General features: G+C 54.8%; 7 protein-coding genes. 1 reads left to right on the plus strand and 6 read right to left on the minus strand.

Annotation, left to right across the window (positions count from 1 at the left end):
* Nucleotides 1-4 precede the first annotated feature (4 nt).
* The 4 genes from ACTHPM_RS13725 to ACTHPM_RS13740 all read right to left on the minus strand — a co-directional run bounded on the left by ACTHPM_RS13725 (nucleotide 5) and on the right by ACTHPM_RS13740 (nucleotide 6,887).
* On the minus strand, nucleotides 5-2,620 hold the full coding sequence (locus tag ACTHPM_RS13725; RefSeq protein WP_440395798.1) for a transglutaminase domain-containing protein: 2,616 nt from the start codon (nucleotides 2,618-2,620) through the stop codon (nucleotides 5-7).
* A gap of 6 nt (nucleotides 2,621-2,626) precedes the next feature.
* Nucleotides 2,627-3,649 carry a carbohydrate-binding family 9-like protein gene (locus tag ACTHPM_RS13730; RefSeq protein ID WP_440395797.1) on the minus strand — a complete coding sequence of 341 codons (1,023 nt, stop codon included), beginning with the start codon at nucleotides 3,647-3,649 and terminating at the stop codon, nucleotides 2,627-2,629.
* A 310-nt stretch (nucleotides 3,650-3,959) separates the two neighbouring features.
* Entirely contained in the window at nucleotides 3,960-5,246 is a 1,287-nt protein-coding gene (locus tag ACTHPM_RS13735; protein WP_440395796.1) for an alpha-L-fucosidase, read from the minus strand.
* A gap of 246 nt (nucleotides 5,247-5,492) precedes the next feature.
* Nucleotides 5,493-6,887, minus strand: coding sequence for an alpha-L-fucosidase (locus tag ACTHPM_RS13740; protein ID WP_440395795.1), 1,395 nt, complete (start codon nucleotides 6,885-6,887; stop codon nucleotides 5,493-5,495).
* Nucleotides 6,888-7,090: 203 nt separating this feature from the next.
* Here ACTHPM_RS13740 and ACTHPM_RS13745 point away from each other — a divergent pair, with 203 nt between their 5' ends.
* On the plus strand, nucleotides 7,091-9,382 hold the full coding sequence (locus ACTHPM_RS13745; RefSeq protein ID WP_440395794.1) for a helix-turn-helix domain-containing protein: 2,292 nt from the start codon (nucleotides 7,091-7,093) through the stop codon (nucleotides 9,380-9,382).
* A 103-nt stretch (nucleotides 9,383-9,485) separates the two neighbouring features.
* On the opposite strand, the gene ACTHPM_RS13750 is transcribed toward ACTHPM_RS13745, so the two are convergent.
* Both ACTHPM_RS13750 and ACTHPM_RS13755 read right to left on the minus strand, forming a co-directional pair.
* Nucleotides 9,486-11,099 carry an extracellular solute-binding protein gene (locus ACTHPM_RS13750; RefSeq protein WP_440395793.1) on the minus strand — a complete coding sequence of 538 codons (1,614 nt, stop codon included), beginning with the start codon at nucleotides 11,097-11,099 and terminating at the stop codon, nucleotides 9,486-9,488.
* 37 nt (nucleotides 11,100-11,136) lie between these two features.
* Nucleotides 11,137-12,045, minus strand: a complete 909-nt coding sequence (locus ACTHPM_RS13755) for a carbohydrate ABC transporter permease (protein WP_440395792.1) — start codon at nucleotides 12,043-12,045, stop codon at nucleotides 11,137-11,139.
* Between the last annotated feature and the right edge of the window lie 8 nt (nucleotides 12,046-12,053).

Genomic DNA, 12,053 nt, shown 5'->3' on the forward strand with positions numbered 1-12,053 from the left:
TGGATTACTTCAGTACCTCGGATAACACCTGCAGGGCTTCCTTCCCGGTTCCGATCTTGTATCCGGAAGCCGTATAGCGAATCCGATCCTGCCCATCCAGCACGAACAGATGCGGGAAGCCCGCTTCATGGGCCGGGGTCTGCATCATGAGGTCCGGCAAAGCTGCATAGGCGGCGTCGCGGACAAATACGGTGCGCGGAGGCAAATTCGGAATATGGGCCGCATCGAACGAAGCCGTCCATTCCTTCTCACCGATGATCAGAATGATCGGAGCTCCGAGCTCCGCAAACGGCTCAGCCAGTTCGCCGATTTCGCGGAACAAATGCTTCGTCGGCTCCCGCTCCGGTTCGATCCATGCGACGATGGCCCCTCTTTCGCCTAGCAGCTCAACAAGCGTCCGGCTTGTGCCGTCCAGCGCGGACACTGCGGCGTTTCGATCCACGGTCCCTAGCACAGGGATTTCCTGTTCGGCCGGTCTGAACGTCAGTACAACCTCCGTTGGTTCGCCCGGATGCACCTCCGCATAGGCAAAACGCGCTTGTACGGTTCCATCCTTCAGGCGCACCCCGGTCGTGATCCGGTATGCGCCCGGCTCCACTTCGAAAGGCTCATCGTATACGTCTTTTTTCGCGTAAGGATAGATCAGCGTCTTATAGACGCCGTTCTCAAGCCGGGCGAACGTAAAGTTCTCTTCATACGAGGCGGCCGGTGCTCCCGGCGCCGCTTCGGTATCAGGCAGCAGGCGCAGCAAGCCTTGCGGCTTCGCTTCTTCCTGCCTTGGCGCAGCTTCCGCGAATATGGCATCATTCCAGTTGCCTTCCGTCATGAACTGCGGCTTCAGCTCACTCGGATGCAGTCTGGCAGGGACACCCAAACTGCGGCAGACGGCCACGAAGAGAATGTCCAGCGAGACCTGGTCTCCGCGCATCAGCTTGAAGGTGCCGACCGGGTTCCCCCGGCCTTTCAGGTTCTGAAGGTCTTCCCACAGACCGAACGCGGCATCCAGTCTTCGGGCAAGCAGCGCAGGGTCTTCCCTGAACGCTGCGGCTTCGGCATTCGTGAATGCCTCCTGGAAATGAAGCTTATACGGTACGATCATTTCGTGCAGCACCCGCGGGCAAAGCACGTATTTCTCGAACACATTCTCGGGAAGCGCACCGCGCTCCCGCAACGAACCGATCAGATGATCGTCCAGCGTCTTGCGGAACGTATCCACCAGATCCTTTTCGTTCAAGGTCTCTAACAGCCGCAGCGGCCATTCCCCGTGCTCGGCCGAGCGCTCCCGCAGAAATGAGGCAATCTCGCGGCCGTTGCCGCGCGCTTTGCGCAGCACATCCCATACGCGTTCCGCCGGCAGTCCGGTTTCGGCGGCAAGCTCTGCCGCCTCAGCTTCCGTCAGGAACGTCTCCTCGTAACCCGTTCGGATTCGGGTCCCTTCTTCGATCCGCTCGTTATGCCGCACGATCTTCTCTTCGGACAGAGGCTCCACCGCGTCTCCCTCGCGCTGCGGTGGAGGCACCATATCCACGTCCACCGTTCCTGCAGGCTGCCGCGATTGATTGATAACGATCTCAACACGCTCCTGGTCCGCCACCGTTATTTTCAATCCCCCCCACTTGCCTTCATGCACAGCACGGACGAGCAGATCACCGAGGCCGGTTTTAAAGGAAGTCTCCCCCTGACCATTCGTAGGAAGGATCGCGATCGGATAAAATTCGGCCATGTTGTACAGCTCGAAGCGGACTTCGGCTCCGCTGACCGGATTTCCATGCTCATCCTTTACCGCCACGGTAATGGTCCGCGCAGGGGCATAGTTCTCCAGCAGATTGATCTCCGTGAACCACTCATCGGCAAGGGTAATGTCCTCCGGTCCCGGATAATCCGCATAAATCCGCGTGTTGACCAGCATCGCCCTGCGGGCAGGCGGGCTGAACCATCCCTGGTTCAGACGGGCTTCGGGCTCGCAGGCACCGATATAATACCAGGTGCCGTCCGCCCAGGCTTCAACCCAGGCATGGTTATCATCGCAGTGCGCCCAGCGCGGCGTGTAAACCTGCCGGGCGGGAATGCCGATGCTTCGCAGGGCGGCCACGGCGAGCGTGGATTCTTCGCCGCAGCGGCCACGGGCACTGCGGATCATCGCGAGCGGCGACAGCGTCCGCAGGTCGCTGCCGATATAGGTTGCTTTTTCATGGCACCAGTAGTTCGTCTCCAGAATCGCATCCGCCATGGACAACGACTTCGTGCGGTCCGCCAACGCGTCATGCAGCGTACCACGGGAATCTTCAATATTCTCGGTGTTAACCCGGTACGGAAGCACGAAGTGCAGGAACAAGTGATCCGGCACCCGGTGGCCCCACGGCATCTCTTGGCGTGTCTCCAGCGTCCGGCGCACGTGGCTCAGAAACAACGCCCCGTCGTAATCGGCCAGGTCATTCACCGGCATATAGGCGAACAAATATTTAAGGGCCCACACTTCTTCGTCCGTCAGCTTTTCCTGAAAAACATCAAAAAGGTCATGCGCTTTGGCCTTGGCCAGCTGCTGCTTCTCGTGAAACTTGCGTTCGATCTGCTCCATCGTTTGGGAATCCAACGAAAATACGGAGGTCTGCATCGTCATGTCCACTCACTCCTTCCAAAGCTTTCCGTCTTCTCGAATACAAAATATGGCCGCTCCGTCGGATGAAGGAGCCGTCATCTGGAACATGCTCCGCGTCGTTTCGATTACCGGCTCGATGCTCCATGAATCCGTACCCATCAGGAGCTTCGCGTCCTTCGCGAATGTCCCTTCGGCTTCAAAGTAATTGCGCTGGCGGTAATACAGCTTCCGCAGCTCCCACTTGATGCGTTCGTCCCGCGGCAGTTCGAATCCGTGCGGTCCTTCCCGGTCCGCGAACGTCACATATCCCCACAGCTCCGGATAATGCATGTTGACGATGCCCATCGGCGACCACACCCAGTTGTCTTCCGGATAAGGCTTGCCGGTATCCGGGTTCACGACCTTCCGGTACTGCCCATCCTGCACTTCCGTCCGCCATTCGACGCGCGAGAAATTGACGCGCCAAAATTCGCCGACCGCCGGAGGACGGCTTTCAGGCGCACACTCCCTCAGGCTCCTCCACGGCATCGCCACCTCGACGCTCCACATCCGGTTCTGGGCATCCGGACGATTCAGCTCGCCGTCGATATGTACCGCAGTCTTCAGTCCGCTGATATCCCAGCCGTTGACGGGCGGTCCGCCATCCCGGTAAGGCTTCACGAGCAGCAAATCCCATACCGTATTCAGCGCGTTGATCTCGAACTCATAATACTGGTGGGTGTCTCCATCCGGATCGATGAAAATTTCAAAATCATTATCGTAAAAAATGACCGAGTCCCGCTCCGTCAGCGTTGCCCAAATTTGGTCTTCCATGAGCTCCGCCCCGAAGTAAAAATATTCGTCATCCCACATCATTTTGACGCGGGTCTGCTTGGCGGGCTTCGGCTTCAGATCGCCCTCGATATCGACGAAATCCTCGGTCCAGTCCGCCGCCTGCCAGAACGGCTTATCAAGCCGTCCATCCAACTGGAGCGGCTCCGCCGCGCGCTTGCATATATAAGCTTTCGGTGCATATTCGATATTTGGTTCAGGTACTCCGCTTCGGTTCATGCTGCTCCCTCCGGACATCCTTGAATTTTGGGGTTATTCCTAACGTTCTATCCTATGAAGCCTTGCCTGACACAATCCTATCTTTCATGCTGATACAAGGGCTTGGGAATAAGTTGAACCAGCTCTATGCCGCTCATCTTCATTTTAGGCAATCGGAATTGTTCCATGGTTCCATCCCCTTTGCGTCTTTCATCGCTAAACGGTTGGTGCTGACTACTCCATCATGCCAGCGGAAGCTGCAATTGTCCATCCAGGACTTGGGAAGCAGACACATGGTTTCCCAATCTTTATGTATGGATGGAAGTTCCACTTAATTATGCGTGACGACCGCGCCCGAGCCGCCGTACATGTCCAGCTCCTCGTCGAATTCCAGCTTCAGCACCGTTACATGCTCATGCGTATCCGCGGCGGTCATATGAATCCAGGTCGTGCCCGGAATGTTGAACCAAGGGACGCCGCCGTGAATTTCATGCGTCAGCTCCTTGCCTGAATGGAGCACCGTGATTTTCCGAATCGGATTGCATAATCCTTTGAGGCACACGTTCTCCTTCGGGTCATCGTATACAAACAGATACAGCGTTTTCCGGTCTTTGGATACCGTGCTGCCTCCCAGGTAATAACGGGTCATAATCCCTTCTCCGGTCTCATACACCGCTTCTTCATGCGTTCGGATCCATTCGCCGAGTCCGAGGAGAATAGCCTCCTGCCGCGGATCGATCGTTCCGTCCTCCCGAGGTCCGATGTCAAGCAGCATATTGCCTCCCATGGAGATGCAATCGCAGAACATGCGGATGATCTGGTTTAGCGTTTTATACTGATGGTCCGTCGGCACATAACCCCAGGATGTGTTGATGGTGGTACAGAACTCCCACGGTCCTTCCGGCCGCGTGATCGGGATGCCCTGTTCCGGCGTTTTGTAATCTCCATATCCTTGAAGCCGGGAGTTGATGATCAGGTCCGGATTAAAGGATTGTAAATAATGCTTGAATTCCGGCAGATTCCACTGCTCGGCGCTGCGCTCCCAATCCCCATCGAACCAGAGCAGATCCACTTGACCGTAGTCCGTCAAAATTTCCTTCAGCTGATCATTGTTGAACTGCAGGAACCTCTGCCATTTCTCCTCATCCTGGACACCGTCCATGGGACTCGAATAAGGGTTAGCCCGGCTTACATCCTCCGGCACCCGGCCGCCCTCATACACGCTAGGGTAATCCGGATGCGACCAGTCGATCAGCGAATAGTACATGCCGAGGCGAATTCCCCTTTTCGTGATCGCTTCGGCATATTCCTTGACCAAATCCCGCTTGGCCGGCGTTTTCTTCACGACGTTCAAATCGCTGTACTTCGTGTCCCATAGCGCCACACCGTCGTGATGCTTGGTTGTCAGCACGGCGTACCTCGCACCGGATTTCTCGATCAGCTCCGCCCAGTAGTCCGCGTCATACTTGGACGCCGTGAAGCCGTCCAGCTGCTTCATGTATTGTTCATACGAAATTTTACCGTTGTAAAAGGACCAGGATTCCGCTACTCCATCAACCGCATAAATGCCGTAATGGATGAAAATGCCGAGCTTCGCTTCCTCGAACCATTTTTGCATAGACTCTCACGCACCTTTCTTCCTGTTTCTGTTGATAAGTTCTTTACCATGTGCAATGGTGGCCGCTGCGGTTACGGATCGTTCTTCCGATCGCTGTTGTCTCCGAGACAAAGCACTATCTTCCGAAGCAGGCTTTCCTTTGGAAAGCTTTCAGGCGAACGCTGACGCTTCTTCAGAACAATTCCGTCCCCTTCGCTACATTTGCCTTTTATCAAAATAATTTCAAGAATAATTCGAGCCTAGATTTTAGCTGCACAATAGCCGGAAGACATGCGCGATCGGTGCTTCGGATGGATGAAGCTCCCCATCCGGCAGAACGACGATGATACCGTTCTCCGTAACGCGGTATTCCAAGCCTTCCTGACCTCCGATCAGATCGATCCGCTTGACCGCTTCCTGCAGCGGAAGATGAATCTCCTTCTGCACTGCCTCCTGCTCGTTATCATACAAACGGAACGCATAGACCGTATCGTCTTTGCGGGTAAAATGAACCTGACCGGCCGAGCAGGGCTCGCAAATCCGGGTCCCGTAAATGGCCTCTCCATGCACCTTCAGCCATGCCCCCATGCCCTTGATGCGGGAAATCGCGGTCCGGGATATTCTGCCGTCCGGCTGAGGGCCGACGTTCAGCGCCAGATTGCCGCCCTTGGCCACAATCTCCACGAGCAGATGAATCAGCTGGCGCACCGATTTATAGTTGTCCTCATAGCGGAACGAGAACGCCGATCCCATCGTGATGCAGCTCTCCCAAGGCACATGCAGCGCCCGCTCCGGCAGCGTCTGTTCGGGCGTAATCAGGTTCTCGTAAGGTCCGCCCACCGTGCGGTCCGCCGAAAGGAGCCAGGGCTGAACCTTGCGTGCCTTCTCGACCGCTTCCCCCAGCCGGATGTTCTGGTCCCGGTAATCGTTCACCCAGCCCGCATCCAGCCACAGTACGTCAATCCGCCCGTAATTCGTCATCAGCTCCATGATCTGCTCATGCGTAAACTGCACGAATTGCTCCCACAGCCACGGATATTCCTTGGGATCATAGGTCGGACCCCGCGATGTCGTCGTACCAGGCTTCATACCCGGCGCCCAATAATACGGCGTATGCCAGTCCGCTTTGGAGAAGTAGGCGGAAATGCCAAGCCCCTTCGCGCGGAAGGCGTTGAACAGTTGCTTCGTGATGTCTGCATATTTATGCGTGTGGAACGGACAGTCCGGACCCGTGATCCGGTAGTCGGTTGTACGGGTATCCCACATGCAGAAGCCGTCATGGTGCTTGGTCGTGAAATTCAGGTACCTGAAACCATTGTCCGCAGCGAGATCTGCCCACAGCTCCGGCTGAAAGCGGAGCGGATTGAAGGTCTTGTTCAGGTCAAAATACTGCCGCTTGAGCTCTTCTGCATCGATATCCCAATCGATTTCGTTGCGGGACCACTCTTCGTCGATGTCGCTGAGTGCCCAAGATTCGACGAGGCCCAGCTGCGAATACGGTCCCCAGTGCATCATCAGGCCCAGCTTTTGATCCTTGAACCACTCCAGACGTTCCAAGAGCAGCGGATCTTCCGGCTTGACCCAGTTTTCCTCGCTGCTGTAATGATGGACCCCTTGTTCCACTACATCTTCTTCATTCTCAAGGAGCTTATTCTCGCTCATGTGATCCCTCCATGTCTCAACGTTTCTGTCAATTCTACTTGCCGGATGCAAACGATCCAATCCAATGGACTTTTGCCTCCTCGGTTTCTTTTAAGCTCGTGTACGCGCGCGTTTCGACAAACTCCTTCTTGCTGTCTATGTCCAAACGGCTGTTTTGTTGTTATCATGAAATCAATGAAAAATCGAATAGGGGGCAGAGTCACTTGAGACTTAACTACTTTAAATCGAAGCTCTTCTTAAAATATATCTGGTCCTATTTGTTCATTCTGCTGATCCCTCTCGTGCTGATGACGATCTTTATTTATGAAAGCGCCGTCACCAATCTCAAATCGGAAATCGAGCAGTCCCGCCTCGCCCAGCTGACGCAGACCAAGGTAACGATTGACGGCCGGATGAAGGAGCTTAGCGAAATCGCATCCCGCATTTCCTACGACAAAAGGCTGACGCCATACCGCGTGCATGACCCGATCTACAGCGGGGAAGCCATCCAGGCGCTGGATCAGTACAAGTCCACCAGCTCCATCATCGGCGAAATTTACCTGTATTTTCATAAGGACGATAAGATTTACTCCAGCAAAGGATTGAACAATATCGATGTGTTCACGGACAATGTCCGCTTTCAAAGCTGGAAGAAGGACGCCCTGATACAAGATTTAAACGCTGTCCGCTATCCCATGATGCGCCCGTCCGATACGGTCAGCAGCCCTTCCGGAATGCAGGAATCGATGCTGGCCTACCTGATTCCGATTACGCCGAACAGTCCGACGCCTCACGGCACGGTCATGGTGCTCATCAAGGAAGCGGAGCTAACTAGCCTGATCGACTCGGTGCTCGGCAATTATCAAGGCATGACATACATCCTGGATAACGAAGGCCATATTCTGGTCGACAACCGGCAGGGCGAGGCGTTAACGAATGACGAGGCGAAGTCGCTCTTCAATAACCTGGCACCCGGCATTCACGACCGGAGCCTCAGCGGGAATGCGCATTCCATCGTTTCCGTGAAATCGGAAAATAACGGCTGGACTTACGTAACGGTCATGCCGACCGCCCAGTTCTTCAGCAGCGTTCTGCATGTACGCAGTCTGATTATCATGCTGTTCATCATCGTCGTGCTCGTCGGGGCCGCCATCGCGCTCGTATTGGCGCGGATGCAGTATCAACCGATCTCCATGCTTGTCGAATTTGCGTCCTCCAAGTCGGATGCGAAGCAGCAGGACCATGGGATGAAGCCTTCAGGCAACGAGCTTGACCGTATCCGGTCCACCCTTCAGGAATACAGTTCGCGAATCGACCTGCAGGAACCTTTTGCCCGCAACCATTTTTTGTCCATGATGCTCAAATACGGGAGCACCCAAAGCCTTACGCCGGAGCTGCAGGCAGCCTTCGATCTTCAATTCGACCGTTCCCATCACTTCGTCATGGTTATCGGCTGGGACACCGGTGAACATAGCGACCTGCAGGAACGGCAGGATATCATCGCCATGCTCGCCCAGATCGAGTTTCCGGAGCTGGACGCCCACGGCTATGGCGTCGAGCTGTCCCAGCTGGACCAGCTGGGCCTGATCATCAGCTTCAGCCCCGGCAGCCGGACGGATGCATTTTCGCATATGCGGCAAATTGCGGAGGCCGTCAGAACCACCATGCTGGAAACCTTTGATGTCGCTTCCGTGATCGGTGTCGGCACCTGTTATACAAGCCCGGACCAGCTGAATCAATCTTACATCGAAGCCTGCTCGGCGATTGAGCTGCGCGTCTCCGGTGAACACGGAACCATCAACTATTTCGAGAAGCTGTCAACCACAGCCGATTCGGCATTCTGGATTCCGGCCGCCACCCTGCTGAAGCTTTCGCAAAGCTTGAAGCAGGGCAGCTATGACGTCGCCGCACAGATGATCCATTCGGCAATCCAAAGCCTGCAATCCTCCGAGCTGTCCGCCCTGCTGACCCGTTGCATCTGCTTTGATCTGCTCAATACGATCCTTAAGGCCGCATCCGAGCTTGGCAACCATGGCCTGATGCAGCAGATTGCGCCGAACATGATGTACGGCAGCACGCTCGACGAGCTGGAGCGCAGCCTGCTGGATCTCGCTTCCCGGATCTGCAGCCAGGTCGAGCAGGACCATCAGCAGGAAGAGCAGTCGGTCATCGACCGAGTCGTTGCTTATATCGACGCGCATTATACCGATAACAGCCTGAGCCTAGAGTCGGTTGCCTTTGAATTCGGCATCTCGCCATCCCATGTCAGCCGCTCGTTCAAAGAAAAAATGGGCCAGAACTTCATTCAATATATTTGGCAAAAGCGAATGGGCGAAGTGATGCATCAATTGAAAACCACCCACGACCCGCTCAAGGACATTATCCTGAGGGTCGGTTACGTGGACACGCCCAACTTCATCCGCAAATTCAAGAAGGAAACCGGATGCACGCCCGGCCAATACCGCAAAATGTTCGCGGAGGGCGGCGGCTCCGCGGAAGACATTGATGATGAATAAACATGGAAAGCCAACATCCGGCCCTCCGGCCGGGACATGTTGGCTTCATTTTTTTATTCGCAGCAACCATGTGATCTAAACGCGTCTGCCCTGCTCAAGCAGGTTATTTCTCCGTATTCCAGCGGTCATATGCGCCTTGGTACAGCTCGACGATGCGGTCGCTGCCCATTTTCTTGAGCTGGTCCGCATACTTGTCCCAATTCGACATCGGCTCCTGGCCCGTGATGAATTTGCCTTCCATCTGCTTCACGTATGTTTTCAGGTCGGACAGCAGCGCCGTGGCTTCGCTTTGTTCCTCGTTCGTCAAATAAACGTTAGGGAATGGCGCCTTTCCAATCGGCACAAGCTTCTCTGCGTTTTCCTTATCAATCCAGGTGTCGAAGTCGCTCTTCAGGCCTTTCATCAGCTCGCCCGAGTTCATGCCCGGCGTCAGGATGCCGTAATTCGGCGTCACCGTGCCGCGGTATTCTTCACGGTCTTTGCCTCCCGGAACCGGCAGCCATTCCTTTTCATGCGCGTCTTTGTTTGTGTATTTCCACAGCAGATTCTCCGGTCCTTGGGCGAAGAGTGTGGCGCCGTCATATCCGTACAGATAGTCGATCCAGCGCATCGTCGCTTCCGGCGCCGGGTTCTTGCTCGTGATCGCAAAGGTTCCGTTCGCCGAAATGCCCGGATGCTTGCCGTATACCGGTGATTCCGGAATCTCGCTCTTGACTGGAGTCATCAGCGGATGATCCCCGCTCGGCTCGCCTCCCAGCGTAAAGTAAGGATAATAATCATTGAAGACGGCGATTTGGTTGTTCTGCCCTTTCGCCTTCTTCTGCTCCGGCGTTTGGGAGAACGTCTCATGGTCCAGCAGGTTGTCCTTCCATAGGCGGTTCATGAACGTCAGGTAGGATTTATAGCCTTCCTCCTGCGGCGAATAATGGACTTTGCCGGCCTTATCGGCGTAGACCTCTTCATCGTAAATGCCGAAGAAGCCCAGGAAATACATACGCAGGTCGTCCAGCTTCACCGATGTCAACGGAATCTCATCCTGTTTGCCGTTGCCGTTCGGATCCTCTTCCTTCACCCGCTTCAAGTAGGTATACAGCTCATCCGTCGTTTTCGGCAGCTCCTTGATGTTCAGCGCTTTCAGGAATTTGCCGTTATACCACATCGGACTGCGGTACCATACGGCGGATAGGTCGATATTGGGAAGAGCATACATATGTCCATCCGGCGTCGTGAACGATTTGCGGATATCCGGATGCTCGTCGAATATTTTTTTGATGTTCGGCGCGTAGCCTGCGTCAATGTATTTTTCCAGCGGGATCAATACGCCCTGCGAACCATAAGTGACCTGCTCGGCCGGTTTGAGATCCGCTGCATAGAAGACATCCGGCAGATCGCCGCTTGCGAATACCAGGTTTTTCTTCGTTTCGAAACTGTCGATCGGCGAGAGCTGGTACGTGAGCTTGATGCCCGTCAGCTTCTCCATTTCTTGAAGGACCGGCATCTTGTTCCAGTCCGCCACTCCGGCGTCCTGCGACATGACCCGCAGCGTAATCGGCTTGTCCACAATCGGAAAGCCGTCCTTCTTCACGCCTTCAGCCGTAGACGAGCCTGAAGAGGAGGAGACTGCTGCATCCTCCTTTGAGGAGCCGCATGCCGCAAGCAGGGACGCGGACAGCGTAAGACAGAGTAAAATGGTTGATGCCTTGCGTAATTTTTTCATGTAGAACAACTCCCCTTTATGATGTTTATGGCAAAGATCAGCCCTTTACGGAACCAATCATAACACCCTGAACGAAATAACGCTGCAGGAACGGATAGATGACAATCACTGGAAGCGTCGCGACGATAATGACCGCATATTTGACGAGCGCGGCGATTTCCGCTTTGCTGTTCATGGCGGCTGCGGTGGATGCATCAATGGCGCCGCCTCCTTGTGCGGACATCTCCTGAAGGACCAGAATTTGACGCAGCACCAGCTGCAGCGGGTATTTGAACGAATCGTTCAAATAAATGAGCGCCGAGAAATAGCTGTTCCAGTTCCCTACGCCGTAGAACAAGGCCATGACCGCGATGATCGGCATCGAGAGCGGCAGGATAATTTTGATGAACAGCCGCATATTGGTGCACCCGTCGATTTGCGCCGCCTCCTGCAGTTCTTTTGGAATCGAGCTTTGGAAAAACGTACGGGAGACGATAATGTTCCAGATCGATGCCGCCGAAGGAATGACGATGGCCCATATCGTGTTGATCATGCCAAGCTGCTTCACGAGCAGGTAAGAAGGCACCAGCCCGCCGCTGAAGAACATCGTGACCATGAACATCCCCATGAAAAAGTTCCGTCCGACGAAGTCCTTGCGGCTCAGCGCATAGGCCGCCGGCAGCGTCACGACCAGATTGATAACCGTACCTACCACCGTATACAAAATGGTATTCCCGTAGCCGACCCAAATGCTTGAGTTCTCGAACACCCGCTTATACCCGTCAAAGGTAATCCCCTTCGGCAGCAGCCACATTTCGCCGGAAGCGACGAACTTCGGATTGCTGATCGAAGCGCTGATCATATAGACCAGGGGATAGAACACAATAAGGAAAGCGATGAAGACGTAAATGTAATTGCATATCAGAAACACTTTGTCGCGTTTCGTTTCTTTGACTCCTGACAGCATTCGTGCTC

Origin of the sequence: Paenibacillus sp. SAFN-054 (assembly GCF_051966755.1) — a bacterium.
In the GTDB taxonomy this organism is placed as follows: Bacteria; Bacillota; Bacilli; order Paenibacillales; family Paenibacillaceae; genus Paenibacillus_AQ.

Coding starts and splice junctions, on each gene's coding strand:
- ACTHPM_RS13725 (WP_440395798.1), bottom strand. CDS start 2,620: ATGACGATGCAGACCTCCGTATTTTCGTTGGATTCCCAAACGATGGAG.
- ACTHPM_RS13730 (WP_440395797.1), bottom strand. CDS start 3,649: ATGAACCGAAGCGGAGTACCTGAACCAAATATCGAATATGCACCGAAA.
- ACTHPM_RS13735 (WP_440395796.1), bottom strand. CDS start 5,246: ATGCAAAAATGGTTCGAGGAAGCGAAGCTCGGCATTTTCATCCATTAC.
- ACTHPM_RS13740 (WP_440395795.1), bottom strand. CDS start 6,887: ATGAGCGAGAATAAGCTCCTTGAGAATGAAGAAGATGTAGTGGAACAA.
- ACTHPM_RS13750 (WP_440395793.1), bottom strand. CDS start 11,099: ATGAAAAAATTACGCAAGGCATCAACCATTTTACTCTGTCTTACGCTG.
- ACTHPM_RS13755 (WP_440395792.1), bottom strand. CDS start 12,045: ATGCTGTCAGGAGTCAAAGAAACGAAACGCGACAAAGTGTTTCTGATA.